Consider the following 26,904-nt stretch of genomic DNA (forward strand, 5'->3'; position numbering starts at 1 on the left):
CGGAGAACCGGGGCGCTCAAAAACTCGCCTCAACATGTCCAAACACACAAAGTACCAAAACCAACAGGGCAAACAAAAATATCAACGCATGCGGCAGATACACATTTCCCAGTCGCAACAACTTCACACTATATTTCCAACCATAACCAGGATCTTCCAGCGTTGAGTAAAAATGATCGTTGATCCGCGGCCCTGTATACAATTCCACAGGACCTGATTTCAGGTATTCTTCTATATTTTGAATTCGCAGAATTAGTATCTGCTGATACTTTTTCCATTGAGCCTCAGTTATCCAAAACATAACGGCCGCGAGAGCAGAAACTAAAAACAACCAAGCTGTTTGGCGATAAAAACCCGCTGCGATGAGCGCGAAACAAACAGTGATGCTCCAACGTTTAACCCCGTGTGAAATCTGATCAAACCGTCCTATTTCACCTTGTAGAAAATAATATTCTTGCAAAGCTTCTGCCCTTGGAGAGGCCTTCTCATTTGAAGTGTCTGCACTCATTCACGGCTCCCTTCGAGACCTAAAAAGTTTCGTCAGCAGTTTATGGATCGGCAGTCGATGCCGGCTATCCGGACCAACTTCCGTTCAAACGGGGTACACCCTTAACAATCGGCAAGGCTCTCTGGGGCAAGGCTCTCTGGGGCAACCTCCCCCAAGACCTCCCCGGATCCATTGACAACCACATAAAAAAAGCCCCACGGACTGCTTGGAAAGCTGCCAAGTACATAGAGATCCGACCAGGCTCCGCGCCTGTATTTTTTGATCCCCCTGATCAGATTTTCATTCCAGCTATCCATCTCGGCTTGATCTTTTGGCGCAGAGATCATCAAACGAATATCTGCACTGCATTGCAGCAGTTTCTCAAAGTCATCTTCCACTGCGCCCCAATCGCCCCATTCACTCTCACAGGCGAGCGGGACCGACAAAAGGGACGTACCCTTTAACTTGGCGCCCTTGGCATAGCCGACACCGTAGTTTCTCCAACACAGATCGAAGCCCCACTCACCCCAGTCTGAGCCGATCCCCACATCACCAGCGACGTAATACCCCTTGGCGTGCCCCAGTGCGGTAAGCGTTCGCCGGACCTCAGTGGTCCAGGTGGACCAACTTTCAACACCTGGACCAAGCCGGTTCGGAAGCGCCTGTAGGGCAGAACATATATCTGCGATATCGTCGGTCCGGTTCGCAATTTTCGTCAAAGGCGTGCCCCTCTAAATCCGGATATTATCCAGTCCGAGATCCGGAAGATCCTCCGGCTTGTCCTTGGCCAGGAGCTTCATCAGACCCGCGAGTCCATGGAGGCTGTCGACGGCCTGCAGCTGGGCCTCCAACCCGGCGCGCTCTTCTCTCGCACAATGCTTCAGCGCGAAAACTACGTTCTTCCGGGCCATCTCCAACGACTTGGAAAACAGCTCGGGATCCTTCCGGTAGACCTCAAGCGCAAAAACCTCAAAGACCATGTATCCCGGCTCGAGTTTGTTGGACATGTGCCCCCCACAAAAATTATTCATCGAATACGCAAACCTGATTGGCGCGCGACTGCAACCTATTGTCAATAAATAGGCTATAATTGCAATCATGAATAGAATATCAGCATCGTTAATGCTGGAGGTGGGGCACTCCGGTGTCCTCGCAGATGATCTTTTCCAGGTCTGCCTGGAGCCGCGGGTGCAGTTCGCCAAACGCGGCGGCCAATTCCTGCTGGAGCTTGGGTAGATCCTGTTCAAGCCTTTCCAGCCAGGAGATGCTGTATTCCGCGGACTTGTGGCGTTCCTGTCGAATGTCGGCCTTCGATCGGTCCTGGAAGTTTGCCAGCTGCACCTGCGCCAAGTGAAGACGTTTAAGAGCCACAATGAAGTTTTCCAGGCGGACGTCTTTTTGATCAATCATTGCATGATACCGCGCGGAGAAACCTTTTCCATTCGACCCGCCTACCGGAGATATGTGAACACAGATAATCCCAACAGGTTGGCTCTAACATGACGCATCGCTTTGCAACCACGCAAACAATTTTGGGTTGTTAATCTGAAAATTTGAGGCAATATACACCGATAAATTGAATAAAAAGTGCATAAGCACCACCATAGGTCGCAATCAGAGTGGAGTGTGTCACGTGTCCAGTGGGGGGAACGAGCCCGGCTCAAGGAGTTTGGCCTTACAACCAGTCATCGATCTCAACCATGCCAAGGAGCAGCTGCGGTTCAGGTGCCGGGAGGTCGGCCCCGACGCTCTGACCGATTTAGAGATCATAACTCTCCTTCTTGTACCGCTCTACAGGTGGGAACATGCGGAGACCATTGCGCAGCGATTGCTGAGCGAATTCCAATCGCTGCCCGAGTTGCTCAATGCACCGCGGCACCGGCTTTTGGAGTTTTCTGGTGTTGGGCCTGTGCTGGCCGACACGCTTTCTGCAATTCGGCAATGCATTGTCCGAAGTGCCCGCGCCGAGATCACCGAACGCCGTGTTTTGGACTGCTGGTCCGAAGTGATCGACTACATTCAGGCTACGATGGGCTATCTGGAGATTGAACAGTTCCGGTGCCTGTTCCTCAACAAGAAGCACGGGGTCATTGCCGATGAAGTGATGCAGGAAGGGACCGTCGACCACACGCCCGTTTATCCGAGGGAGCTGATGCGGCGCGCGCTCATACTCCAGGCCTCTGCCCTCATCCTGGTGCACAATCATCCATCCGGAGACCCCACTCCGTCCCGCCCCGATATCGAAATGACAGCCCAGCTCGTTGATATTGCAAAGCCCCTGGGGATCGAGATCAATGACCATATCATCGTTGCCCGCGGTTTGGCTGTGTCTTTCAAAGGAATGAACTTGTTATGACCAACCAGCCGATTATCTACTCCATCCCGCAGACGTCACGGCAGCACATTTGTTTTGCCGAAGACACCAAACCGCTGGGTGACTGGCCAGGCAAACCGGAAACGGATCGGAAAACCCTGCTCCATGTTCTGTGGCTGCGGTATGCCAAGGTCATGACGCGAGAGGAAATCGCAGTCAAACTAGACCTCCCGGTTACGAACGTGGGAACCTGTTTGACGGAGATACAGGCGGCACTGGATGAGGTCGATCCGGAGGACATCTGAGACAACTATCGTTGTTCCAGTTGATTAATCAAGAAAAGCACATATCCTCGCTCTTCCTCGGCTCATATCAGCGTATGTCGTTGCTGAACGGAGCAAACGTAAGCAACGGCGTGTAGGGTGCCCCAAGCTCCAGTGGGGAAGATGCTAGCTGGGCATCTCCGAGGCTTGCATCGTTTCTTGAGTATTTGCCGAAACGCGGTAGTTCGCGTCTGCATCATCGTTTGCAGTGTGCTAAAATAAGGGCACGTTTGGTGGGGAGAAACGTAATGGGCAGTGCGCAGGGACACCAGGTTGTCGAGCAGGCAGATGTAAATGACTTCTGGCGAGCTTTTCACCGCGATAACTGGGAGAAGCGCCCCGGCGTTTTCCACGGCGCTTTTTCCGATCCGGCCAATGCAGCGTGCGACATCGTACCTGCATTAAAAGCAGCGGCCAGCGCATGGCGCGCCGGCGAGTCGACAAATTTCGGCATCTGGATCAATGGTCGGCGGCCAGAGCTGGAGTATCAGCGCTTTTTCATTGCCGATGGCGATACCACCGTTGAAGACTATGTCGACCGCATCATCGCCGAACCGGATGTTGACGAGCTCTGCTTCACCCACTTCAATCTTCAAAGCTATAGTCCGATGCTGTGGTTTCGGGCACGGGATTTCCTTCATGGCCTGCTGCCGCTAACCGGCCTGCCGATGGACGAAATCGATCTCGATATCTTCACCGGCCGCTATGCCCGCACCCCGGGCGGAATTCATACCGACGCGGCAAGCACCTTCATGTGCGTGCTGCAAGGCACTAAACGCATGTATGTCTGGCCTGCCGACTATTTCGATGACAAGGACGTAGCAATCGCAGGAGAAGGCGCGGTGCGCACGATCGTCGACAGCGACTATGGCGCATTTATGGATGACGCTACTGAGCTCGTCGGCGGGCCCGGGGACGTCCTCTATTGGCCGTCGACGGCTTGGCACATCTCCGTACCGAACGTATCCGACGCGTTTTCCCTGGTTCTCAATATTGGTCTGTTCTTCAGTCAGAAGCCAGCGCCGATGTTTGGTTCGGTGTTCGACGAGCTGGTGGGCTCATATTTCGATGACCGTTTCCAGTGGGGCGACACCTACACTTTCTCCAGGGAACAGGCGCAGCAAATGGCAACTGGCTTGCCGGGGCAGGAGGCCGAAGCGGCGCGTTTACTGTCAGCACCCGGCATAGGCGAGATGGTTGAACACGCGATGGCCGAGCGCTGGCTGCAACGGGTTTCGGCTGGCGGCTTCCGGCGCATTCCACCGCGGTCGCGCGTGCCAGAGGATGCTGAGGAAATCAGTGTCAATCCACGTTTCCCCATTCTCTATCGCGCAACGGGTGAGCATCTCACAGTCGCGGCCAACGGCCACCTCCTGCAGGCGCCTAACACCGCAGCCCATCTCGCTGCTATCGCGCTATTGAATGACGGCGGCATTCATGAGATCCCAGACCTAGCGGAAAAGTGCGCCACGTCCGGGGATTTTGTCGATGCCGCAGCGCTGCGCAATTTCCTCATAGACCTGAAAAGCTGCCACCTCTAGCGCTCGCCGTAAAGAAAGGTGAGATTAATCCGGTTGTTCGTGAAGCCATTTGCAAAATACGTCGGCTGCGAGGCGTGGAACATCGCTGAATTGAATATAGTTGCCCGATTGAGACGGTACGGAATATCGATCTTTCGGGCGTTGGCAATCCGCTTGGCGATCTTGTCGGGGTCGTCATTGTAATCTTTGAAACCCCAGTCTCCCGGACTTTGCGCCTCGTACAACGTCAGTCCCCCGGTGCCCGGGCGGAGATTGGCCGCGTCAGGTGTCAACCAGACATTAATGTTGGTTTCCGAGAAATCGGCGTGGGCGCCAATCGCCGTGGCGCCTCCTACCAGCCGATAGGCCCAGATTTCGCGCAGCCGCAGCGCCCCGACGATAGCGTCGAACGTATCCTGCAGTTCTCCGATTATCTGATCCACCAACGGCGTCATCAAGCCCATGTCGCGATAGGCACCGATATAGTTGCGGCCCTTTTGGCTGTCGTTGTGCCAGATCGTCGACAGATTGAAATAACGGATCAAAATCGCCACCGCGTCCGCGGTGAGTAGGTCGTCGACCACCACATAATTGAAAGGCTCCGGCTTCTCAAAATACGCGTCGACTATACTGTTGATTTCGAGCGCCGGATTCACCGCTGGACCTGCCAGCCGCGGACAGGGCGCCAGATGTAGCATGCGACGATAGTAAGGTGCGAGCCGCGACAGGATATTGTCGGGCAGGTCCCAGTCGTCGGCCGCAATGGTGCCAGTGCGTTCCTCGGGATAGTCGCGCAACGCCTGCGCAAAGGAAAGCTCGACGGTTTGATAGTCTTCGTGCAGCTGGCCAGCATTGCACAGATGCGCAATCTGGTTGCGGTCGAGTTCTAGCCGTGACCGGCTGACAACGCCATAGTCGAGCATGCGGCTGAGCCTCTGCGGCACCGGACTGTTAAGTCCGGCGTCCATCCAGCCTTGGGCAGTTTTGTAGTCTCCGTCGAGCAAGTAGAGGCTACCGATGCGGAAACGGTTGTCGGCCTGCCCGGGGGCGTGACGCTCCATCGCCAAGGCGATTTCCAGCGCCTGCGCGCGTAAGCCGCGATCGAGGCAGATCTGCGCGGCGTTGTCGTAGGCGGCGCCGAAATAGGGGTTGCACCGGGCGCTTTGCAGGAATAGGTCGACCGCGGTGAGGCAATCGCCAAGTCCATGCAATGCGAGTGCCTTGATGAAGTAGGGCATGTGCCACAGCGGCAATGCCCTAATAGCTGGGTCGCAGGCATTGCTCGCGGCGGCGAAGTCGCCCTGATCAAGCAACGCCAGAGCCCTGGCCGCGGTGCGGTCGGCATGGTCGACACCGGTGACCATGTCCGCCGTGTCGGCCTCGGGAACGAGAGCTTGCAGGTCCAGTGTCATTCGCTTCTCCCTGATCGGCGATGATTGCAGCTAATTGACGGCGGTCTGGCCGGGCCAAAAGGCCGGCTGCTCAGACATAGACGGCCTTATATTGGCCGCGCATCCGCACCAGTGGCATCAACGCCGCTGGATCAGAGGAAGCCTCGTGGCGGCCTTCGATAAGGCCTTGCAACTCATCCCGGCGGAAATGACGGCGCTGTGTCCGTGGCATAAGATAGTGAAGTAGGTTGGGCACCCACAGCCACCCGCGCTCGGTCAGCTGATAAGCGTCCTCGTTGCGCATGATATAGCCAGCGCGCAGTAGCGCCTGTAGGCGAGCCGGGTATTCCGGATCCCGGTAACGCGCGACGACGTCAGCGCCGATGTGGCCACGGCGCGGCCAAGAAACCGCCTCGCGTTCGTCTCGCCGGTAGGTGGCGAAAATACCGATCGGCAGCACACCTTGCTGCAGCAGCTGGGCGTGCTCATGTTCCTGCAGGCCGAATGACCACATCCTGCCGTCGACGAAGGACTGAGCACCGCGGCCAAAACCGAGCACGTTGGCGTTGTCGAAGCCATAGAAATGGGCGCTGTAGGATTCATCATAGTTAAGGCTATGGCCATCGCGGGAGAATTTGCTGTAGCTCACTTGCGGTAGACCAGCTTCAACAAAGCATTTCTGTGCATCGGCATACTGCGCCAGCAGCGTCGCGGTATCAAGATCACGCAATCCTGTCTCGTAGAGGCATTGCAGAAATTTCGGCGACGCCTCAAGCTTCTCGAAGCGAAAGAGTTCGATACTTGTGGGCGCGATTACATCTAGGAGCGCTCTAATATCCGCCGCAAGATGGCCGCGGCCAAGGCCCGGCCAACCATAAATGAAATCGATGCAAACTTCATCGAAAAGGGCTTCGGCCCGACCCCTCAAAAGCCCCAAATCGGCCACACTGGGCTTCAAATTGAGGATTTCGCGGAAGGTTTCGTCCATCGTCTGGACACCGAAGGAAACGCGACGGAAACCGAAATTGCGGACTTCCTCCAGATAGCCCCTTCGGGACAGGGAGCGGCACTCGCCCTCAAAGGTCATTTCCGCGTCTGCTTCAAAGCGGAAGGTGTCGGTGAGCTTCGTCAGGATTCGCTCTATCATCGCCGGTGTGAGAACGCTGGCCGTGCCGCCGCCGAAGTAGAGCGCAGATATGCGTCTGCCAGTAAAGTGGAGCTGCGCAGCCGTTAGGTCAATCTCGGCGCAGATCTGATCAACGAAGCGATTGAGGACTTCCCGCCGCAAGTCTGTGGACTTGGCAAAACCGCAAAACTGGCAAAGTGAGGCACAGAATGGGACGTGCACATACACCGCTGTGCTCCCGCCCCATCCGGTGTCCGCCCTGCTGTCGCTCAGTGCTCTCAAGCAGGCGGTATTTCCCAAAAGTGCGGCGTTTGGATAGGCGTAGACTGTGTCCGTACTCAGTTCCCTGAACACGTGGGACGTTCCTTTCGGATAAAGCTGCTACTCAGCGCGGGGCGGTGTGTCGTCGCTCGGTGGCGTGCCGCCACCTGGCGGTGTGCCTTGTTCACCGCGCAATTGTTCGACGGCCTCACGCAGCGCCGGCCAGCGTTCCATCAGGACAGGGATGTTTTGATAACCGGGATAGCGGCGAAGCATGACCGGTGCTGCACGATGTGTCCAACCCATGACGGTGTCCCCCTTTGTTCGTTGGGCGAAATCAGATGACGTCCTTGCACATGATCCAGTTCACGCCAAACGGATCGAGCATTCCGAAATTCGCGCGTGTCGGAAACGCCTTGCGAATGTCCTCGAGGATTTCGTCCTGGCCGGAGAGCGCGCTGTTAGCAGAGGCCTCAATCTGAGAGTCCTCGATGGTGTCGCAGGATTTCGGGTCACCGAACAGTGTGATCGGATATTTGCGTTCTTCCTCAACCCGCTTGAGCAGTTTGAAGGTCTCGTCAATGTCCTCGACGACCATCGATACTGGGCCGAGCGCCTCGGTTCGGCGGGATAGACGGTACTCCTCCGCACGGAAAGCGCGATGTCGTTTCGGTGTCTCGTCGTCAGCGACCGATACCAACTTCAGAGACAGCACGTCCGGATAGAACATAAATCGGAAATCTAGGCCGAATTCCTTGGCTCGTCCTTGCATACCAAACCAGGCGGCGAAGCTTTCATCATGCAGGCCACGATGGGTCTGCATTTCTATGAACCCAAAGACCTCACGATAGAAATCGCTCGCATAATCCAGATCATAGACAAACACTTGCAGATGCTGAAGCTCAACAAAACGCACGAAATCGTGTGACATATTTACCCCCTAAGAAGAAATAAATACCAATATACAAATATTGATTGTAAAATGCCGCAGTGTCAATCTTATATTTACAAATTTATAAAACCTATTGTACGATAAAACACGCTATGTTGCGCCTTATAATTGCTGATTGTAAATTTCTCGCGGAGGTATTCATGGACGTCCAAACCTTTTCCCTAACGGGGGGAACCGAACTAATCGTTGAAATCAACGAACACAAAGACGGTATGGGAGCCACCACCATCCAATACCTGAAGTTCAGTGATGGAACCCTCGGCACAAAGACATGTACGTGTTCGTGCGCGAAAGACACCGCGAGCAAGACTTGCGACAGTTCCTCCACATCCGCCACATGTGATTGTACGGGCAGCAGTTGCACCATTGATTGTTAAGGTGACGGAAAAGCGTTGTACGAAGGGGTGTGGGGTCGATGCAGAGCCGTACGATTGCGGCTCTTATTTGCCTTCAAGATTTTTTGAAGGTTTCTGTGACGTTTTCTGATCTTTCTTGGTTTTGCGTGCATCAAATTGCTTCAGTCTTTTCTTTTCTTGCCATTGGTAAAGCCGGTACCTCAAATCCTCCATCGGTTCGTTTCCAATGTAAAAGAGAGTTAAAAACAAGGCGAAGAAAAGTGGAATTGATATCGCCAACCCGACCCCTGCGTCTGAAACAAGAAAAAGCGGCATCATCAGACAAGAAAAAAGAAAAACAAGACATAAAAATAGAAAATAAATTTCTTCATCTGGCGATATGTCGCTTCTACTAGGCCTCAGTGCTTTGAGGTCAAAAATAGATTCGCTCGCTAATCTTGAGGCGCCGAATAAGGCTTAGCTTCATCTTCCTTTCCGTGTGGAGCAAAGCCCGTCTCTGAAACGCATATTTCGTGTAATGACTTTTTAAGCCGAGCAATTGTGCCTTCTGTCAGATTAGGCGGACTGTCGGCATTAATTCCAGCGCTCGGGATAATCTTGAACCAGATGACCTCGTACCAAGATAGTTTTCGAAAAGCCCTGGTTAGCGTAATGTCAGTCTCAGCTCCACGCTCATTCAGATCTAGCTTGTAGGACCATCGGTCCGGTAAGTGTCCCCAGGCAAAACGGTGAGGAGGATCCCAATCTACAACGAACTGATCGTACGCAACACTTTGATTGGTATACGTTTTAAAGGGCACACCTGGGCGAATTATCTCGTGCTGGAACCTTTCTGAACGATTGTGTAGAAAATTGTGAAAATTTCCTGGATTGGAAATAAATTCCCATGCAGTTTCTATCTTGCATGGCACACGAACCAAAAATGTAACTTCGTTGTTTCGCTCTTCATTACTTTGCGATGCAAAGTGGTGAGATATGGCCCACGAGACTGTTCCGCCAAACACAAGCCCAACCAACAGCAAAAAAACATCCACGTCACCGGCTCCGTTATTTATACTTTTCCAGAACGCCAGGATCGCCGCCAGTGCTGCAAATGATGCATTGAGCTTGGCGACCAACTGCGAAGGTGCCGTGTTCACCCTCGCAGTAGCCGTTGTGACACCTACTGCAATACCTCATAGTTCCTCGTTGGCGGCGGAAGACGGCTTCACAGATGAAGCAATCAGCCCAATCACCGTTTTCAATTTTTTGCTTTCCCGATCTATCGTCAGCCATGACCGGCCCCATTTCTTGAATTAGCAGATCAAGACAAAGAATTGCATCTTAACGGCTCTCCGCTGAAAACCGGATGGCTTGGTTTTATAATCACGGAATACAGTGAAAATGCGCTTGCGCTTGCGCTTGCGCTTGCGCTTGCGCTTGAAACAAACCAAAGCATATTTAAAATTGCAATAGCAAAGCGCATATCGCGTGCGTTGATTGTTTCGTTTTTTAACAGAGGCATTTTCGGCATGGCACGATTGCAATTCACCGAAGAAGAAACGGCAGCAAGAATCGACGCGCTTTTGCGGGCTGATGATTACGGCCTAAGTCATTGGTCTTCCTACAACGGTGAACAAGTTACGTTCACTTACCGATTTGAAACCAGCAAGGCTGCTGATTTCCCATGGACAAACGTTGGAAACACTACCGGCTTTACGGAAGCAGAGAAATCGGCGATCCGGTCTGCCCTTCAGGAATACAACAAGCACATCAATATCAACTTTGTAGAGGATAACAGCAGCCAAGACGCTGTCCTCAGCTTTTACAAGGCAGATGATCTCTACACGGACCTGTCTGTGACCGGTGGCGGCCGCGGACGCGGAAGCTATTCAGGCGATGACTGGGATGGTGCCGCTGTATTCAACGCAAACCGGGATCTGTCTTCGCAGAGCGAGTTCGATTTGGTGCTTCATGAAATTGGTCATACCTTGGGTTTGAAGCACCCTGGCGACTACGATCGCGGCGGAAACAATCCGGCAGGACCATTTCTGCCTGCGGATGAAGACAACGAGCGATGGACAGTAATGTCCTACAATCCGGATCCATCCACTGATATCGAACCGGATCGGCTGAAATTCTATGACATAATGGCTCTTCAGCAGTTTTGGGGCACAAACAACGGCAACCAGGATAGCGCTCAGAACGTCATGCGCTTTTACAACACAAAAACGGAAACCCATTTTTACACAGCAAACGCCGACGAGCGCGATCAGGTCCTAGCTTATTTGGAAGATTACATATTTGAAGGAAATATGTTCGACACCAACGCCACTGCCGAAAGCGGCATTGCTGTCTATCGCTTCCTGAACCAATCCACTGGAACGCACTTTTATACCGCGGCGGAAGCGGAGCGCGACAGCGTCTTAGAGAACCTCCCCTCCTATCTCTTTGAAGGTGTGGCCTATCACGCGTATGAAACAGCGGATGCAGGCGAGACTGCTCTCTTCAGGTTTTACAATACGCAAAATGGAACCCACTTTTACACGGCCTCAGAAGCTGAGCGAGACTACGTCATTAACACGCTTGGTCACTTAAACTACGAGGGTGTCGCCTATTACGTCGATATGGCTTAGTTTGTGGGTGCCTGGACTGCGACAACCACATCGCGCGAACTAATAACCCTGCGCGATGGACCGTTGTCTATTGGTGAAACAGTCGGCTGGACGGCTCCGTTATTGTTGTATTCAGTTTACAAACAATAACAGCGGACATTCGCCGGACTTTGCGTCAATGGCCGATATGCGGACCTTTCGGACCTTTCGCCGAGTGGGAACAACGGCCCAAAGCGGGCATTCATTCTGGTTGCGGCGAATGACCGGGAGCAGCTAAGCGTCAATATTGAAAAGTCTTGCCTTTTTGACTACTCGGCTGCGACTACTCCGACCTCTTCGGCATAGTCATCCCATGCCACCCTAAGCTTTTCGAGCAGATCGGGCATCTCCACTGCAAGGTCGCGTGTTTCTCCAGGGTCCTCAACCACGTTGTAGAGCCGCCATACCCCGTCACCGTAGGGCGGGGTAACCAGCATTGCCTTGTAACCGCCCTGCCGCATCCACTTATCGCCATTCATTTCCCCACCGACAAACTCGTCAGGCTGATAGAGAACCTTAGAAGATCCGTTAAGCAATGGCTTCATCGTACGTCCACGCAGGGGTAGGATGGGACGGCCGTCTATGCTGTCTGGATATTCTACGCCTGTGAGATCCAATAGCGTCGGCAGGATGTCCCAGACATAAGCGAAGGCATGGGCCTTCGCACCTTCTGGAATACCGGGTCCAGATAAGATCAGCGGAACTCGAATGCCACCTTCTCCGACCGTTAGCTTGAACCGATCAATAGGGCCACTCGATGCGCTGGCGAAGCCGGGGCCGTAGGCGTAATTCGATCCGGGATGACCGAGGTTTTGGAAACTATGGTCGAATTTCGATACAAATTCGGGATCGTCAGCATCAGGGTAATCCGCTGAGTAGAAGGGGTTCGAGCCGTTGTCGGAGAGAAATACGATTATGGTGTTTTCAAGTTCCCCGATATCTCCAAGGAAATCCACAACCCGGCCGAAGTGATAATCCATCGCATCGACCATACCGGCGTAGATTTCCATCCCCCGCGCCTCCGTCGTGCGATCTTCCTCGCTGAGTTTGTTCCATGGTTCGATCATTGACAGGAAGTTTGGCGGCGGCGCGTTCTCTGGTACAAGACCGAGCGCTTTCGCGCTCGACCAGCGTTCCTCTCTTAGAGCCTCGTATCCGCGGTCGTAGCGACCAGAGTATTTCGAGAGCCATGGCTCCGGCACCTGCAGTGGATCATGAGGGGCGGTAAAGGCGAGGTAGCCGAAGAAGGGAACGCCGTCTCCGTGATTGCTCCTAATTGCTTCGATCAACAGGTCGACATAAGTTTGGCTGGAATAGAAATCTTCGGGAAGTGTCTCGATTAATTTGCCGTTCTCAGCATAGAGCGCGGGATCGTCCATCGGCAAGATGCCCAACCGATCGCCCCAGTGGCTGGCGCCACCGACAAGCAGCGTGAATGTACTATCAAACCCGCGGTCGAACGGAAGTGTCCCCTCTGAATGGCCTAGATGCCATTTGCCAGCCATGTAGGTGTGGTAACCGGCGGCGCCGAGAACTTCGGCTATGGAAGCCACGCGGTTATTCAGATGTCCTTCGTAGCCAGGTTGCCCAACCTGGTTGGGGGCTAGGATTTCGCCCATTGTTCCCAACCCCGCGATATGGTTGTCATTGCCAGACATGAGCATCGCGCGGGTCGGAGAGCAGGAGACCGAGGCATGGAAGTCCGTGAAAAGTATACCTTCCGCCGCCAGAGCCTCTAGATTTGGTGTCTCGATCTCTCCACCGTAGGGGCCGATGTCCGTCCATCCCAGATCATCAGCCATGACCAACAGGATGTTTGGCCTGTCGTCAGCGATCGCAGAGTCCGCTAGGCAGACCAAGGCGCAGAGCAGAATATTGATTGTTTGAAATCGGATTGACACCATAATCTCCTTTCCTGCCGCAGTCTTCTGGAGTGATGTGAGGATCGCGTGGAGTAGGCACCGTTGGCATTGATGTATATCAGAACTAATCGTTCGTTCTCTCTGCAGCGAACGACCGAATTCCGCCCGAGTTTCGAGCTCAGCGCACCGCACCGAAGGTCTTGGATGGAGCTCGGAGCCGACGTTTGCTGCATCGTGAACCAATGTCCGCTCCAACTCTACGGCCCTGACTTTTAGCGATCCCCGCGATCTTTCTCGATCCTTGAAAAGGCTTCACGCAGATACTTGATGTCCGCCCGTATCTCGGTGACCAGTGTTACCTGGTTGAGCCGGTCGGCTCGACGCTCCAGCTCCGATCGTTCCAGGTCAACAATCCGGCGCTCAAACTGGACCTGCAATGCCTTTATCTCGGCCTGCGTCGTCCGGACCTCAATCCATGCACCCGTTCCGGCAACGACCATGCCGACAATCGTCAGGATATTGCCGAGCGAAATATCTGCCCGGAACCTTGGCCGGCGATCTTGTGTGTCGCTCATATCAATTCCCCGTTTTCAAATCTGCCCGGTAGTTGTCATGCCAGGCGGTACATCGGCGGACGCGCGCATTGGCGCGGCCGAGCGCCTGGTCGGTCTTGATCAGGGCCACATCCAGCGGCTCGCCTTCGCGAACGCCCGAACGCTCTTTGCGCCGGCAGTCGCCCGGCAAGGCCGGATCCGGCCGCGCCTCCGCCGCCGCTTTGCCCAGCCGGTCGCCGGCCGAGTTCGCACGGTCCTCAACGGTTGCGCAGCCGCTCAAGAAGAGCGCGATCCACAACAGCATCCACGGTCGATTCATAGTCTTCCAACTCCTGTGCCTGTAGTGTCTGCAAGGCCTCGGCTTCCTGCAGCTGCCTTTGAAATTGAAAGTTTGCGGCTTCAAGGGCCGCAGCGCGGTCCTTGAGCACTTTCAGCTCCGCCTTAGCGGCCGACAGCTCCACCCGGGACACAAGCCCCTCCCTGGCGGCTTTCACCGCCCATCGCTTGTCGAGGACATGAAACCCATAAAGGCCAATCGCCAGAGCCAGAACCGCGAGCGCGATCGCCGCCCGGCGCCAGCCGATGGTTTGAGTGATGAAGGTTGAAACAGCCATCCAGATCATTCGGCATATCCCTTCGGTGGAATGTTTGGATCGGTGTCACGCATCCCCTGCCCGCCGATCGGCAGCTGTTTTGCCGCCGCATCGAGGCCGAAGGCGGCAACGCCAAACCCGAAGATTGGCAAGGCCAACAGCTCCGCCCACTGATAGGCGGTCGTCTCGCCACCCGTCAGCAGATCGAAGATGCAAAGCAGCATGAGAAAGCCGAATAGGGTGACGGCCACTTCCCGCTTGAAAGTCTTGGTCATTTTCACGATCTCCTAGCGGGTCGCAGCGAAGTCGGCAGGTGCGACACTGCCTGCGCGGAGCGCCGGATACTGGCGGAACGGGAAGGTTTTCGGCCATCGGTAGGCGATGAACTTGTCTTCCGGAAACGAGCTGATCGTCACAGCGTTTTGCTGATTGCCGCCCATCAGGTGCACCCGGCGGCGCTTGGCGTCATAGCCAACGACAATCCCCACATGCCCCGCTCTTGGAGACCAGCGGATAACCCCGATCGATGCGACGAGCGGCCCACCGGCATCAATCCCGAAGGTCTTCCAAGCCTGCGCCCAGAACGGGTTAGACGGCACCGGCTCATCTGGAAGGGTTTTCACGATCGCGGTTTCAACAGCATCGCCGCACCAGGGCAGTTTTGCCGGATCACCAAGAAAGCTGCCAAACCGCAACCAGGCCGACAAGGCCCGATTGTCCCGGCCTTCATGCAAGCCCATGCGCCGGTTCATCTCCAAAAGCCAGGGCGGCATGGTCTGCGTCGGAACATCCCGCGTCGGCACCCGGCGCCTTTGATCTGAACTGATGCGCAAGGCTTTCACCGTCGCAGCATCGGCAATGCCGGTCGGCTTGATGTGCCGCGCGATCTGAAAAGCCTTCAGTGCGGCCGTGGTCTCGTTTCCGATGACACCATCTTCGGTGATCTGCGCGCCATGAACGTTCAACCGCATCTGCAGCCAGGTTTCAAAAGTCATTTCAGCCTCCTGTCGGCTTTTTGAAAAACCATGAAAAAACCCGCCAAAAAGGCGGGTTATGAACACTCAATTATTGCAACGACCTACTCCGGCCCGTCGCCCGGATTGGAGCCAACGTTGTCCAGGTTCAGCCCGCTGCCACCGCCAGCTGCCCCATCAGCGCCGGCAGCTCCCGAGGTATCCTGTGCGCCGGTCGGTGTGCCGGGTGCGTTTTTCGATTTCCGGCTGTCTTTACCGGCACCGCCGCCAGGCTGCTTAAGCTCAAGAGCTGTTGTCGACCCACCGTTGCGATCCGCCTTGTGCGTGACCGTTACGATCCGGTAAGTGCCATCGACACCGGGGCGCGCCCCTTTGAGCGCAAACATCGCCTCAGCCTGCGCTTCCGGCGTCAAATCCAGCAGCACGTTGCCCTCTCCGCCTTCGCGTTCCGCTTCCCGCTTGCGGGCTTCTGCGATGTTCTTGGCCTGGGATTTCGTTGCCGCTTTCGAGCGAACAAAATTGACGGCCTCGGGCAGGCCACGATCAAGCTCAATATCCACCTCTTCGGTTTTGAATTCTGCGGCTTCCCGATCAAAATACTGAACCTTTGCCTTGGTAAAACTGCGTCTTCCGGCAAAAGGTGCAATGTCCCAATTGATGACATTGCCCGGCTGTTTTGCGCCCGCCTGGCCGGTCACAGTGGGCAATCCGGCCTCCGCGCCGCGCTTGGCGAAAACGGCCTTCGTGTTGCGGATTTTGAAGGTTGCACCAAGCTCCCGGGCGAGCCGTTGCCCGACGTGCAGGAAACTTTCACCATCGGCAGCCAGATAGGTGCGGGCGATCGATGCAAAAGCCGGGTCCACCTTGACATCAAGCCCGACCTTGCTGCCGAGCTTTTTCAGGAAATCGCCAATCGTGCCATCATCCTGATGGATCTGCATTGGCTGCTTGATCTTGCCGCGGCTGTCAAACCCCTTCGCAGACACCCGCAACAACCGGCCACCACCCCGCGATCCGCTTGAGCGAACGGTATCGACAACACCGCTGAACACCAGAACACCGTTCAGAAAAACGAGCAGAGATGCACCTTCCGACGGCAGGGCCAATTGCCCGCCCGTATCATCAAGGGTGAGCGCGCATGTGTCAGATGCGCTGCCCTCCTTGTCTGTAACAGTGATGTCAATCAGGAACGGGCGCATCGATATGGTCATATCCTGACCATTAACGAGCACCTTCCAGTGCGTTTTCCAATGAGCCACCTGGTCAGCTCCTACCCGAACAACGTGACGACTTCACGGGTCGCAAAAGGTTCTTCAAGAGGGAGATCCGGCACAATCACGCTGTCGCCCGGAACCAAGAGAACGCCTTTGGCCGCAAGCCCCGGATTGAGTTCCAGCATCTCTTCCAGCAGCTCTTGCCCGCGCACACCGTGGATGCGCCACAACAAAAGATCGGCGGGCAGATTGTCGCCTCTTACTTTGACCGTTTGCGGCATGACAATCAGTTCCTGAATGCATCGAACAGGTTCAGAAGCCCGGAAATCACGGACGATGCCTCATCGTTATCCGGCTGAACCTTCTTCAAGGTGATGGTGTATTTGACAGAAAAGCCGACACCATTGCGCAACAGATCCTGGTGCGTTTCGCTCATCTTGGTGATTGAAAAGGTACCCAGCCGGAACCCGTCCCCACGCATGACCGGAACACGTGCTCCGGACATGCGCATCTGGTGGGCTGTCTCCAGTTCGGTCAAGCCGCCGATTTTCGAAGGTATCAGCAGCCCTGACAGGGATATTTCGTCTTTGCCCTCACCTGTGAACTCCGAAGGCGCGAGCCCGCCGATTACGGGCTTCTCGGCAAGATCTGCTGTGCTGTTGCGGGTCACCTCGTCCGCATTGAACGGACGGGTGTCCATAGCCAATGTTCCGATCAGGTAGAGCATCAGGGCCCCGCTGTTTCGAAGTCGGCCTGAAGGCCTTGCATCTCTTGCTTCATCTGGCTGCCGAGTTGCTGAACAATCGCATCAGCGTTCGAGGCTTCATGCACGACAACCGAGATATCCATGTTGATTTGCGGCGGGTTCGGATTGGTAACGCGCACCTCCTGAACCCCGGACGGCTTTGTCGTCACGACCGGCTCACCGGACAATTTGACCGGCGGCGTTCCGAGCAATTTGACACCGCTGTTGCCACTCTGATCCCCATTGGCATTCAATCGTTTCTCAAGATCTCCGAGGACGTTGAAGGGTTTCATCGGGTGGAAGCGCGCGTCCGTCTCTTTCTTGTCGATGAGTTGCTGAGCGGCGTCAGGGCGCGTCGGCGGCCCTTGAACCGGACCAAGGTCCGGACCTGTCAGCGATTTCAGCCAGGACTTCGGAGATCCGACAGTGCTTTCAAGCCAACCGTTGAAGGCATCGCCCCGCCCTTGACCTTGTTTGACAAACGCCAAAAGGTCTTGCTCGTTCTGAGGGATGGAATCGATCAGCTGATAAGCGTTCCACAACGACAGAACACCACCCCAGCCCATGAGGCGCGGGCCAGAGGCGCCTTTGCCCGGCGCAGTCGCCCCCGGCTTCCCTACAGGCTTATGCTTGCCGCCAGGCGCACCAGCTGCCTTCTGGGGCAGATCCTTTGCCGATTTCCCAAGAGCACCTGTCGCGCTTGCAAGGGCTGCAACACTCGCAGCACTGCCCCCGAGTTTGACGAGCCGTCCCAAGAAGCGCAGCAATCCCCATGCAGGCTTGATCCCGGAGAGGAACAGAACCGCTTTTCCAACCGCCCTCACCGACCCGGCAATCAGCGCAAAGCCGACAGCAGCCGCACCCAATGTCGCGCCCCATCCAGCCAGGCTGGTGACCAGGGTCCCGGCACTGCCCGGGTCCAGCCCAAAGAACACTTCGATTTCGCCAACGGCCCAGCCGACATCAGCCCCAAAACTTCGAAGGTCTGCGCCCATCTGGCGGAACTTTTCAAAGCTGGCACCCATCCGCTCAACATCGGATGTCAGCTCATCGGCGCGGCCGAACACCGAATCCCACATGCTGTTAAAGGCATCCGCAACGTTGGTATCGCCTGTGAAGCCCAAACCGGTGACAAAACCCTGCGCCTTGGCTCCGATCGTATCGAACACCGTCACCCGGCTGTCGAGCGTGGCAAAGGTATCGGAGAGCTTCTCAGCGAAATCCGTGATCGGAGGGAGAACATTTGCGCCGAATTGCGCACCGAGGTTTGAGAACACGCGGCCGAGGCGCTTGAGTTTTTCTTCGCTGGTGTTGGCGAAGATCTCGAATGTCCTGTCAACCGAGCCGACATATTTGCTGGCATCACCCAGCTTTTCCAACCGGCCAACAATCTTGTCGATATTGTTGGCAATGGCTGCGGCATCGTCCTGGTATTCAAGACCAAAGAAGTCAATCAGCAAGCCGGACCGGCTCTGCGCATCCATTTTTTTGACGACCTGGAAGAACTCCTTCATCGCAACGACAGGCGTCTCGAAAAACTTCGCCTGCAGTTCCTTGGAGTACCCCTTGCCTGCAAAGCGATCCAGCGCTGCAACGGCCTTCTTGCTTTTGCTCAAGCCTGCCAGCTTTGCCATCATGGCGTTCATGCCGGTACCGGCCTTGGACGATTCTATGCCGATCTCATTCAGCGTAGCACCAAAGGCAGCCATTTCCTGACCGGTGATGCCAAAGGTCTTGGCAGATGCTGCCGTGCGCAGCAGGAAATCAATCAGGCTCTTTTCGGACGTGCCGGCACTGTCCGCCGTATAGTTGATGGAATCTGCCAGACCCTCAAGACCAGGCATATCCAGGGCAAAGGCGTTTTTGAGTTTTGACAGGCTGTTGGCGGTCTCTGTTGCCGCCATGTCGAATGCGATGCCGGCCTTGTTTCCAAGAACAACAAACCGCTCCAGCTCATTGTTTGCAATGCCAAACTGACCGGCCTGCGCATAGAGCTTGCCGATCTCTGTCGCGGCCATACCGCCCTTCATATTGGAAAGCCTAATGATCTGCTTTTCCACCCCGGCAAGTTCATGCGCGGTCAACGTTGTCTTCTTGGCAACATCCGCCATGACGGTTTCCAGCCGCAGCGCTCCGCCGATCGACTGGTCATATCCCTCCCGCACGCCAATGTAAGCCGCACCCATCGCAACGAGGTTGCGTGTGGCCCCCAGGACCGGCGCACTGATCCGTGCCTGCGTCGCGCCAAACCCGCGGCCCGCACGGTTCAACCGCCCAAGCTCACCCCTTGCATTCTTGGCCGGGCCTGAAATGCGATCATGCAAGGTCGCAATCAGGCTGCTCTTTTGAACGCTCATTCGGCGTTGCCCTTCATCCAGGTCATGACACGATGGATCGCCTCTTGCTCGCGCAGCGCTTCACTCATCGTGTAGCGGGCAACGTCAGCGCGCGGCGTTGAGGTGAAATGCGCGATCAGGACGGCGAGTTCCCGCCATCCTGCCTTTTCAAACTTGATCTCGGCCAGCTGGCTCCAGCTGGTTAGCCGTTTCCCAGCCAGGGTCCGGCTTTACGCAAAATCACGTTGTAATCCCGCGCCTTGATCTTGCGAAAATCGCCTTGAGTGATCCCGCAGCTGCGAGAAAGCGTTGCGACAACATGGGCGTTGGTACCGGTTGAGGTCTCCTCGGCGAGGATCATGTCGTCGATCGTCGGCTCATCAAACGTCAGGGTGCTGATCGTACCGCCCCCATCCTTTTGAATTGGCACAATGAGAGTATGGGAAAACTGGGCGCCCTCATCTACAGAGGTGGTCACAGCGGCGGTGTTTTGGTTCTGGTTCGAAGACATTCAGATGGTCTTTCAATGAAAAAAGGCAGGTCGAGGCCTACCGATTGCGGGATTGGTTTGGTGGGTTGGCCCGGTTAGGTTGGCAGCCCGGCCGCGCGCTTGTGCGGCGCTGTCAAGGAGATGCCGTCCTTGCGGATCTCGATCTCTTCTTCATCGGCATAAAACCGCTCAACACCATCGAGAGAGAATTCATAATGGGTGACCTCGGTGAAGACGTGCGCGGCGATCTGGGCCTCACCCGTGTCCAGATCCCCCATTGCCCATTCGTTCAAGACACCTTCGATAATGACCCTTGCAGGGATCACCTCATGGGTGTTGTGCTTCTTGTACGAACAGCCGAAGGTCCACCGGTCCGTTAGACCCAATACGCTGAAAAATTCATCGTCAGGCCCATAGGTGTCAAAGCCCGGGGCGAGCGGCTCAATCCTTGGCATGCTCGTGTCAATGGACATGGCACCACCGCCCGGGTTTCGATTGACCGTCATGAATTTGACAGGCGGCAGGGTGATTTTGGACACTTTCAACGGACGGCTCGATCCGGCACGCTCGGCAAGGCGCACATCCATCATTGTCAAAGTTAGTGCGGGATTCATTGTCTTTCCTTTGTTACTGGAGAGGACGAATTCTCATCGAGTGCTGATCAGGCGGCCTGGCTGAGGCGGGCGATGATGTCGTTGACAAGCCCCTCAACAGCCGGGCGGTAACGGCGGATCTCATGGCTGGCGAGTTTGAAGACCGGAGCCGGTTCAATGCCGATATCGACCTTCAACGAACCCAGACGGATTTTCTCAGGTGAGTTCTGATTGGCCTTGAACATCTGATCGCGGGGCGTGTAGCCGAGAATATTGTCTGCAGCCTTGTGATCGCGCAGCGCGAAGGCCAACGAATTGATCCACGCCTCAACACCGTCAGCGGTGATCCGCTTGCCCAGCTTCTCACGCGTGATCTGCATGAATTGGGTCACGATGTAGTCTGTGCCGCGGACCTGGTGCGCTTGTTCCCAAAGCTCGCCGGTCATCGCATTGTCGGTACCGATGAAACGATAACCGCCATCTGCGACCGCCCCGTCCACTCCGGCCTCGCCTTCGGCGACAATCGCCACGTTGGCGGCCAGCATTTGCTGACCTTCAACAGAGCCGTCCAACATCGAGAACGGGATCTTCCGGGACAAACCGGCCAGACCGAAAATCGGCTGGTTGGCAAACGGGTTGAACGGCAGCCCTTCATTCTCGTTGTCAACGCGCATCATGATGCCGGCGACCCGGGATCCCATCGGCCGGGTGACGATGTTCTCGCCTTCCCAAACACGGGCAGCGACACCGATCGGCATGACACGCTCCGACCCCATGGTTTCACGGGCATCGATCGCAAGGGCGCTGGATGTGTCATCGACATCCACCGGCGCAAAGGCCAGGATCTTGCCGAGATTGGCTTCAAGGGCCGCAACAACCGGGTTGGTCGTATCAAGATCAACGCGCCACGCAGTCCGTCCGGCCCGGACAATACGCGGTGTGCAATTGACTGCGGACGGTATGTCTGTGATCGAATTGACAACCTCGGCAATAGCCGCTGCAGTCGCAGCAACGTTCGCCCCCTCAGCAACACGAAACACCGTGATATCAGCACCAGCATTGACGCTGTTCAGCTGGTCGTTGATCCCCTGGACTTCCGCCCTGAGAAGCCCCGTTCCAAGGGCTTCGACCGCATCAGTATCGCTGCTGGAAAAACGCTTGGGATCATCAATCGGAAACTCCGTCGGCGAAGCGTCTTCAGATGTCTCAATGATCACGCATTTTGAAAAGTCCGCACCAAGCGCCGGTACCGGCTCGTCTTGCGGACGCGAAAACTGCATACCGAATGTCGGTGCACTCATGAGATTGTCTCCAGTTCACAGAAAGGCGCTTGCCCAAGGCGCAGCTGCGGGCACAAAAAAACCGCCATGCGGGCGGAGGGATGAAGGTCAGGACTGGTTGGAAGTTGGTCAGAGATCGTCTTGAAAGAGATCCCGCTTCAGATGCCAGTAGTATGCGTCCTGGCAGTGGCCCGGTTCGCGTAGGAGCCAATCGACAACCGCTACCCACCAGCTGCCCGGCAGGCCAAGCTTGCGGCCGCGATGAATCGCCAGCCGGTAGACATAAGCGGAGGTAGTCGTATCGCCCTCGCCGCCCGTCACTGCATTAAAAAGCCGGGACAAAGCCCGGCCAATCTGCATTGCGTGCCAGCGGAAAGTCACTGGATTTCTCCGGCCAAGACCTGGACTGCCCGTTCCGCCGTCAGGATGCCAATAGTCACGAGAAAATTCACGCCATCAATTGTGCTTTGAAGCTGGAGATTGACCGCGGACAGGCGCGGATCATCCACGATGCTGTACCAGTCATCAAGGACTGCCTTGACGGTTTCATTCTCGGTGCTGGTGTCTTTGCGCTTGTTGTTGATGGCGATGCGTTCTGCGCTCGTAAAGAGCATCTTGAATTCGACCGGGGACACTTCGCGGCGGCTTTCCGTTTCCGGTTCGGCTACGACCGGCTCCGGCGGATTGGTGAAAGTGTTGCCGTCATAGGCCGCACCTTGCACCGTATTCTCAGGGCACTCGACCCAGACCCAGTCGGCTGGATAGCGGCCGGACGGGTCCCAGGAAATGACTTCAACCGCAATCCCGCTGGCAATTCGTGCAAACTTCATTGTGTTCGTCCTTAGATCGGATTGAAGTAGATGATGACGGCACCGTCTCCGCCGTTGCCACCAGTAGCCCCGCCAGTGGTTCCGGCTCCCGCACCGCCGCCACCGCCATTGCCGCCATGGCCGCCGATTTGGGCCGCGCCACCACCGCCGCCAAAGCCGCCATTGCCGCCTTGCTGAAAGCTGCTGAAACCACCGCCGCCTGCACCGGTACCGCCATCGGCACCAAGCGTTTTGGAGCGCGCGCCACCGCCGCCGTCTATGTCATGGAGATCCCACCAGTCAGCGCTGTGACCAAACGGATCGGCATAGCCATACGTTGTGTCATAGGTGATCCCGCCTCGGGCGGTTAGGCCCGACGCTGCTGTTTCGGTAAATGCCGCACTGCGGCCGGGGAAATGACTGGACGCACCGGTGCCATTGTTGGACGGCCCGCCCCATCCGGACCCACCTTCACCAACGGCCTCGAACCCGTCAGATCTCGGGCCACCGGATGAGCCGCCACCAAGCACCACAGTTGCAGATCCAGCGCCTCCGGTGCGGTTGACATCGCCGCCCGTGGCCGTGCCACCCGCAGCACCAGCGGCTTTTCCGCCCTCTCCACCGTTTGCGACAAGGTTTAAGCCTTGAGCCGCGCAAACAACCGTCGTTGTTCCGCCGCTGTTGCCATCCACGTTATGGATCGCTCCAGGGCCACCCGCACCAACGGTTACGGATAGGACATCGCCAGCATCAACAGCTATTTCAGTTTCAGCCAGACCGCCCCCGGCTCCTGGGCGGCGCTGGCCACCGCCGCCACCTGGGCCGATAGCATAGACCTTGATTTTCCCGGTTTGGGGAGCGGTCCAACTGTATGCGCCGGCGGTCACGAACAGCTTTCTGCGCACAAAACCATTTGAGCCCGGACCAACCGGAGAGCCGCTTGCCAGGACACCGGCTCCGCCGCCGCTGCTGTTGAGCGCGGCGTTCTGCTTTGACGAATACTCCCGCATTGATCAGCCCTCCTTCTTTCCGATGAGTTGAACCGCGCAAGCCGCATCCGCTTCCACAAAGACCTTCCAGCCTTCGCCCAGGACAATCGGCTGAATGTGCAACCAACCGCCCGCCTCGACAGAAAACGCCGGGCGGATCTTGTGCGCATTTGTCGGCGCAGGACCGTCCGTCACATAGATCGCCGTAAAACCGATATCGGCGCCTGTGTCGTTGCAAATATTCAGGATGTACGTACCGGCGTTATCCGCAGGCACGCCTGATGCACCGGGCAAAGCGGTTTGCGTATCAGCGACCAACTCGGCCGCTGTGAGCGTTGAATAGTCAGCCATCGTGACCTCAGATCATTGCATGGAAAAGAAAGGGACCGGGCTTGCGCACGAAGTTTTGCGCCACCCAAACCTGCGTGGCGAACGTGTCGTCAGACAGTGTGATGGTCACGTTCGCGGTTTCGCTTACAATCAAGATGATCTCAACTTCCAAAGAAGTTGAAACCCCTTGCGCTGCCACCAGCTTCTCAGTAGCCGGATAAGACCCGATGGCAATCAAATCACCATCAGCGTCAAACAACCCGATTTCGCGGATCGTGAACGGCCCCGCCTCGTTGGGCACCACGGCACTGCACACCAGCCAATTTGGATTTTCCGGATCGACCGCAACGCTCTGGAGACCTGTTCGGTAAACCTCGTTGTTCAATGATGTCGCTGTCTCGACAGGGGTGATTTCAAACCCGCTGCCATCACCGAAAGCCATATGCGTCAAACTCAAGGGTGTCCCACCCTGTGCTGCGGACGCCGCCAGCTTGTTTTGGCCGGTGATTGTAGTGATAACGCTCATAAATTAGGTCTCCGGATGCAGGCGAATGGTTTGCTTCACCCGCGCCGCTGCTGCGACATAGGTGTGCGGCCGCATTTCAATTTCACGCGGCACAAACGGCGCAACTCGTGCCAGGTGGCGAACACGTATAAATGCGGCGATGAACGGACCATCAGATGCTGTTGTCCGGCGAAGCCGGATGGTCTCCAGCCGAGACCGGACGTTCTTGGCCCGCAACCCCGTCCGCACCAGCATGTCGCTGCTCTGAGAAGTCCAGGGCTCCTCCGGTTGGAGGTCCACGGTTAAGCGGAAACGATATGCAGACCCGCCATATTCAAACCACTCTTCGACCCTGGCACCCAGACCAAGCGCCTCGATCGCAGTTTCCACGGCATAGGCAGTGCCCTTGTAACGATGAACCTCAAAAGACGCCTTGATGACTGCGCGTTTGGTGGTGATAGGCCAAGCCGGTTCCCACTCGTCAACTGAATATTCCCAAGCGAGGATTGGCAGGAAGCTTTCCGGCGTTTTGTCAATGGAGTGGATCCGCCGGATGATATCGACGTCAATTCCTGAAATGCGGTTTGCATCGATCTGCGCAAGGGCGAATTCGACTGCCGTTGGATCAGGAATGAGGACCGGCGCATTCACGAAAGCACCTCAACCGTCACGACAACGCTGGTAACGCGGGCCAGTTGCTTGGGTTCTGGAATGACATCAGCAACATGGCTTCCTTCAACTTCAATCGTGATGTCAGCGTCTTCGACCAAGGCAACACCATTGCTGTCAGCAACGTGGACGGCCGCAGCAATGGCACTGTCGGAAACGATAAAGCCTATCTTGCGGCGGCTCTCCAGATAAGCCAAAAGCCGCTCTTCCGCTGCCGCCCGAATAACGTCGACTCCGGGGCCATACGGCACCTTGAGAACAGCAGTCACTTGGTAATCAAGACCGGTACACGCTTCGACAATCACCTTGTCAGTCAGGGGCCGAAGCTTTTGACGTCGGTCGATTGCTCGCGTCCTTTTCGGCGTGACGGCGTAGTTTATGATGCGCGCATCAAGAAAGTCAGCAACGCTATCCAGAACCTGATCAGTAGGGATCGCATCTCCCTGGTTGGAAGCAATGACCAGAAGCGCTTCACCATCACCGCAAAGCTCAGAATGTGGATCGAATACAGCGACATCTGACACATGCGGATGTGCGGCCAATCCGAAAAACTTATATGCACCCTCCGGCCCGGCTGTTGAAAGGGCTTCGACGGCAAGTTGCCGTCTCCGGCGCAGACTTTCATCTGACTCCATAACAGCATCTGTTGGGGGATTTGCGTCCGGATCGGCCGGAACCAAAACCTGACGAACCACGCCGAACTCGGCCGCCTTATGCTCAAGATCTGCGCCACCGGCAGACGCCAATAAGGTGCCGCGCACCGCGTCATTGACCATTGCAACATGGTTCAAGTCATAAGTCGTTGCATGTTCTTCGACGATCACCAACGGGTTGGCTTTAAGCCCACCGACTTGCCAAGGGATCTCCGCTTGATCAAACCTGTACTTCAGATCCGATATGCGGCCGGTTAGGGTTCCATCATGGTCCAGCGGCGTCAATGCATCTGGTACCGGAAGACGGGACAGATCAATATCAACAAACCTGTTCATCAAACCACCCGCACCAAACCATTTGCAAAGGAAACCGAAAAACCCAGAGTCCGCTCAACGGTGAAATCGCCAAACTGACCACGAGGGCGGTAATCAACCTCGATCAGCAGACTGGCGGTTCCAAGGCGAAGCTCCTCGGCAGTCCCATCAACCCCGACCCGATTGACTTTGAAACGGGGCTCATAAAGGTCAATTGCAGTCCCGATGAGCTGCCGAAACGCTGCGAACAAAGCTGGTGTCACCAAGCGTCCCAACAACTCGACAACGCCCGCACCAAAACTGCGGCTGGGGATCAACCGGCTGCCGATGCGGGTGGACAAAATGATCTCAACCGACTGAAAGGCTGATGCCAGGTTGTCGATCACTTGACCGGTTCTCCGGTCAATATCAGCCATCAGAACCCGCTTCAGGGACTGAAACGTCTTCTGGATCTGCCGACTTTTTTCTGCGGGATTTCGACTTTTCCGCAACCGGCTCGATGCGTCCAAGTCCCTGATCATAAAGGGCCTCGGAAGCGGTCAGTTTTACTCTTCGGTCATCAGGCACGCGCGTGCCGTTGACCCAGTCCACACCGGCGCGGACCCGGTATTCGATCTTGTCCATGATTTC

At 56.0% G+C, this 26,904-nt stretch carries 36 protein-coding genes; 5 read left to right on the top strand and 31 right to left on the bottom strand.

Annotation, left to right across the window (positions count from 1 at the left end; translation table 11 throughout):
* Window positions 1–16: 16 nt before the first annotated feature.
* The 4 genes from SADFL11_RS09905 to SADFL11_RS09920 form a co-directional block, all read right to left on the bottom strand.
* Window positions 17–508, bottom strand: coding sequence for a hypothetical protein (locus SADFL11_RS09905; protein WP_050776083.1), 492 nt, complete (start codon window positions 506–508; stop codon window positions 17–19).
* Between the two features lie 101 nt (window positions 509–609).
* Window positions 610–1,206 (bottom strand): hypothetical protein, encoded by a 597-nt coding sequence (locus SADFL11_RS09910; RefSeq protein ID WP_008189701.1) that lies wholly within the window; start codon window positions 1,204–1,206, stop codon window positions 610–612.
* Between the two features lie 12 nt (window positions 1,207–1,218).
* Entirely contained in the window at window positions 1,219–1,494 is a 276-nt protein-coding gene (locus SADFL11_RS09915) for a hypothetical protein (protein WP_008192251.1), read from the bottom strand.
* Window positions 1,495–1,606: 112 nt separating this feature from the next.
* Window positions 1,607–1,897: a hypothetical protein gene (locus SADFL11_RS09920; protein ID WP_008194194.1), complete on the bottom strand. Its 291-nt coding sequence runs from the start codon at window positions 1,895–1,897 to the stop codon at window positions 1,607–1,609.
* Window positions 1,898–2,120: 223 nt separating this feature from the next.
* Between SADFL11_RS09920 and radC the strand changes: the two genes are divergently transcribed.
* The 3 genes from radC to SADFL11_RS09935 all read left to right on the top strand — a co-directional run bounded on the left by radC (window position 2,121) and on the right by SADFL11_RS09935 (window position 4,665).
* Window positions 2,121–2,843, top strand: a complete 723-nt coding sequence (gene radC / locus SADFL11_RS09925) for a RadC family protein (protein WP_407690687.1) — start codon at window positions 2,121–2,123, stop codon at window positions 2,841–2,843.
* Window positions 2,840–3,106 carry an RNA polymerase sigma factor gene (locus SADFL11_RS09930; RefSeq protein ID WP_008193924.1) on the top strand — a complete coding sequence of 89 codons (267 nt, stop codon included), beginning with the start codon at window positions 2,840–2,842 and terminating at the stop codon, window positions 3,104–3,106. The genes radC and SADFL11_RS09930 overlap by 4 nt, the downstream gene beginning before the upstream one ends.
* A gap of 266 nt (window positions 3,107–3,372) precedes the next feature.
* Window positions 3,373–4,665 carry a hypothetical protein gene (locus SADFL11_RS09935; protein ID WP_008191884.1) on the top strand — a complete coding sequence of 431 codons (1,293 nt, stop codon included), beginning with the start codon at window positions 3,373–3,375 and terminating at the stop codon, window positions 4,663–4,665.
* Here the strand turns inward: SADFL11_RS09935 and SADFL11_RS09940 are convergent.
* The 4 genes from SADFL11_RS09940 to SADFL11_RS09955 form a co-directional block, all read right to left on the bottom strand.
* On the bottom strand, window positions 4,662–6,056 hold the full coding sequence (locus SADFL11_RS09940) for a phytanoyl-CoA dioxygenase family protein (protein WP_008194044.1): 1,395 nt from the start codon (window positions 6,054–6,056) through the stop codon (window positions 4,662–4,664). The genes SADFL11_RS09935 and SADFL11_RS09940 overlap by 4 nt on opposite strands.
* Before the next feature lie 70 nt (window positions 6,057–6,126).
* Entirely contained in the window at window positions 6,127–7,515 is a 1,389-nt protein-coding gene (locus tag SADFL11_RS09945; RefSeq protein WP_081450574.1) for a radical SAM protein, read from the bottom strand.
* A 27-nt stretch (window positions 7,516–7,542) separates the two neighbouring features.
* Window positions 7,543–7,728 (bottom strand): hypothetical protein, encoded by a 186-nt coding sequence (locus tag SADFL11_RS09950; RefSeq protein WP_008190125.1) that lies wholly within the window; start codon window positions 7,726–7,728, stop codon window positions 7,543–7,545.
* 31 nt (window positions 7,729–7,759) lie between these two features.
* The gene (locus SADFL11_RS09955) at window positions 7,760–8,353 is read right to left on the bottom strand and encodes a VOC family protein (protein WP_040451739.1); all 594 of its coding nucleotides are present in this window, start codon (window positions 8,351–8,353) and stop codon (window positions 7,760–7,762) included.
* 436 nt (window positions 8,354–8,789) lie between these two features.
* Between SADFL11_RS09955 and SADFL11_RS09960 the strand changes: the two genes are divergently transcribed.
* On the top strand, window positions 8,790–9,125 hold the full coding sequence (locus SADFL11_RS09960; protein WP_134852972.1) for a hypothetical protein: 336 nt from the start codon (window positions 8,790–8,792) through the stop codon (window positions 9,123–9,125).
* A 36-nt stretch (window positions 9,126–9,161) separates the two neighbouring features.
* Here SADFL11_RS09960 and SADFL11_RS09965 read toward each other — a convergent pair whose 3' ends face one another.
* Window positions 9,162–9,869 carry a hypothetical protein gene (locus tag SADFL11_RS09965; protein WP_040451735.1) on the bottom strand — a complete coding sequence of 236 codons (708 nt, stop codon included), beginning with the start codon at window positions 9,867–9,869 and terminating at the stop codon, window positions 9,162–9,164.
* A 372-nt stretch (window positions 9,870–10,241) separates the two neighbouring features.
* On the opposite strand from SADFL11_RS09965, the gene SADFL11_RS09970 reads away from it, so the two are divergent.
* The gene (locus tag SADFL11_RS09970; RefSeq protein ID WP_134852973.1) at window positions 10,242–11,345 is read left to right on the top strand and encodes a matrixin family metalloprotease; all 1,104 of its coding nucleotides are present in this window, start codon (window positions 10,242–10,244) and stop codon (window positions 11,343–11,345) included.
* Between the two features lie 287 nt (window positions 11,346–11,632).
* Here SADFL11_RS09970 and SADFL11_RS09975 read toward each other — a convergent pair whose 3' ends face one another.
* From SADFL11_RS09975 to SADFL11_RS10085, 22 genes are all read right to left on the bottom strand, one after another.
* Entirely contained in the window at window positions 11,633–13,267 is a 1,635-nt protein-coding gene (locus tag SADFL11_RS09975; protein ID WP_008191040.1) for an arylsulfatase, read from the bottom strand.
* A gap of 230 nt (window positions 13,268–13,497) precedes the next feature.
* The gene (locus SADFL11_RS09980) at window positions 13,498–13,800 is read right to left on the bottom strand and encodes a hypothetical protein (RefSeq protein WP_008194081.1); all 303 of its coding nucleotides are present in this window, start codon (window positions 13,798–13,800) and stop codon (window positions 13,498–13,500) included.
* Window position 13,801: 1 nt separating this feature from the next.
* Window positions 13,802–14,098, bottom strand: coding sequence for a hypothetical protein (locus SADFL11_RS09985; protein WP_228198257.1), 297 nt, complete (start codon window positions 14,096–14,098; stop codon window positions 13,802–13,804).
* Complete coding sequence (locus SADFL11_RS09990; protein ID WP_008194315.1) at window positions 14,037–14,402, bottom strand: hypothetical protein; 366 nt, start codon at window positions 14,400–14,402, stop codon at window positions 14,037–14,039. Before SADFL11_RS09990 ends, SADFL11_RS09985 begins: the two co-directional genes overlap by 62 nt.
* Window positions 14,399–14,647 (bottom strand): hypothetical protein, encoded by a 249-nt coding sequence (locus SADFL11_RS09995; RefSeq protein ID WP_040451734.1) that lies wholly within the window; start codon window positions 14,645–14,647, stop codon window positions 14,399–14,401. Before SADFL11_RS09995 ends, SADFL11_RS09990 begins: the two co-directional genes overlap by 4 nt.
* A 12-nt stretch (window positions 14,648–14,659) precedes the next feature.
* Complete coding sequence (locus SADFL11_RS10000; protein ID WP_134852974.1) at window positions 14,660–15,367, bottom strand: NlpC/P60 family protein; 708 nt, start codon at window positions 15,365–15,367, stop codon at window positions 14,660–14,662.
* A gap of 83 nt (window positions 15,368–15,450) precedes the next feature.
* Complete coding sequence (locus SADFL11_RS10005) at window positions 15,451–16,605, bottom strand: phage late control D family protein (RefSeq protein WP_228198258.1); 1,155 nt, start codon at window positions 16,603–16,605, stop codon at window positions 15,451–15,453.
* An 11-nt stretch (window positions 16,606–16,616) separates the two neighbouring features.
* Window positions 16,617–16,841 carry a tail protein X gene (locus tag SADFL11_RS10010; protein WP_008188581.1) on the bottom strand — a complete coding sequence of 75 codons (225 nt, stop codon included), beginning with the start codon at window positions 16,839–16,841 and terminating at the stop codon, window positions 16,617–16,619.
* Between the two features lie 5 nt (window positions 16,842–16,846).
* Window positions 16,847–17,287, bottom strand: a complete 441-nt coding sequence (locus SADFL11_RS10015) for a phage tail protein (RefSeq protein WP_008193060.1) — start codon at window positions 17,285–17,287, stop codon at window positions 16,847–16,849.
* Entirely contained in the window at window positions 17,287–19,662 is a 2,376-nt protein-coding gene (locus SADFL11_RS10020) for a phage tail tape measure protein (RefSeq protein ID WP_008189157.1), read from the bottom strand. The genes SADFL11_RS10015 and SADFL11_RS10020 overlap by 1 nt, the downstream gene beginning before the upstream one ends.
* 181 nt (window positions 19,663–19,843) lie before the next feature.
* Window positions 19,844–20,152: a phage tail assembly protein gene (locus SADFL11_RS10025; RefSeq protein WP_008190295.1), complete on the bottom strand. Its 309-nt coding sequence runs from the start codon at window positions 20,150–20,152 to the stop codon at window positions 19,844–19,846.
* A gap of 74 nt (window positions 20,153–20,226) precedes the next feature.
* Window positions 20,227–20,745 (bottom strand): phage major tail tube protein, encoded by a 519-nt coding sequence (locus tag SADFL11_RS10030; RefSeq protein WP_040451733.1) that lies wholly within the window; start codon window positions 20,743–20,745, stop codon window positions 20,227–20,229.
* A 47-nt stretch (window positions 20,746–20,792) separates the two neighbouring features.
* Entirely contained in the window at window positions 20,793–22,025 is a 1,233-nt protein-coding gene (locus tag SADFL11_RS10035; protein WP_040451732.1) for a phage tail sheath protein, read from the bottom strand.
* Window positions 22,026–22,133: 108 nt separating this feature from the next.
* A complete protein-coding gene (locus SADFL11_RS10040; RefSeq protein WP_134852975.1) occupies window positions 22,134–22,385 on the bottom strand; it encodes a hypothetical protein in 252 nt (83 codons plus the stop codon).
* On the bottom strand, window positions 22,382–22,834 hold the full coding sequence (locus SADFL11_RS10045) for a hypothetical protein (protein ID WP_008195459.1): 453 nt from the start codon (window positions 22,832–22,834) through the stop codon (window positions 22,382–22,384). The genes SADFL11_RS10040 and SADFL11_RS10045 overlap by 4 nt, the downstream gene beginning before the upstream one ends.
* An 11-nt stretch (window positions 22,835–22,845) precedes the next feature.
* A complete protein-coding gene (locus SADFL11_RS25440) occupies window positions 22,846–23,823 on the bottom strand; it encodes a glycine-rich domain-containing protein (protein WP_008188606.1) in 978 nt (325 codons plus the stop codon).
* 3 nt (window positions 23,824–23,826) lie between these two features.
* A complete protein-coding gene (locus SADFL11_RS10060; RefSeq protein ID WP_008193537.1) occupies window positions 23,827–24,153 on the bottom strand; it encodes a hypothetical protein in 327 nt (108 codons plus the stop codon).
* Window positions 24,154–24,160: 7 nt separating this feature from the next.
* Window positions 24,161–24,658, bottom strand: coding sequence for a phage tail protein (locus tag SADFL11_RS10065; protein WP_050776081.1), 498 nt, complete (start codon window positions 24,656–24,658; stop codon window positions 24,161–24,163).
* Between the two features lie 3 nt (window positions 24,659–24,661).
* Window positions 24,662–25,288 (bottom strand): phage tail protein I, encoded by a 627-nt coding sequence (locus tag SADFL11_RS10070; protein ID WP_008197209.1) that lies wholly within the window; start codon window positions 25,286–25,288, stop codon window positions 24,662–24,664.
* Entirely contained in the window at window positions 25,285–26,295 is a 1,011-nt protein-coding gene (locus SADFL11_RS10075; RefSeq protein ID WP_050776080.1) for a baseplate assembly protein, read from the bottom strand. The genes SADFL11_RS10070 and SADFL11_RS10075 overlap by 4 nt, the downstream gene beginning before the upstream one ends.
* Window positions 26,295–26,690, bottom strand: a complete 396-nt coding sequence (locus tag SADFL11_RS10080) for a GPW/gp25 family protein (RefSeq protein ID WP_008195418.1) — start codon at window positions 26,688–26,690, stop codon at window positions 26,295–26,297. Before SADFL11_RS10080 ends, SADFL11_RS10075 begins: the two co-directional genes overlap by 1 nt.
* Window positions 26,683–26,898 carry a hypothetical protein gene (locus tag SADFL11_RS10085; protein WP_008196611.1) on the bottom strand — a complete coding sequence of 72 codons (216 nt, stop codon included), beginning with the start codon at window positions 26,896–26,898 and terminating at the stop codon, window positions 26,683–26,685. Before SADFL11_RS10085 ends, SADFL11_RS10080 begins: the two co-directional genes overlap by 8 nt.
* Window positions 26,899–26,904: the final 6 nt, after the last annotated feature.

The sequence above is a fragment of the Roseibium alexandrii DFL-11 genome (assembly GCF_000158095.2).
Taxonomy (GTDB): Bacteria; Pseudomonadota; Alphaproteobacteria; order Rhizobiales; family Stappiaceae; genus Roseibium; species Roseibium alexandrii.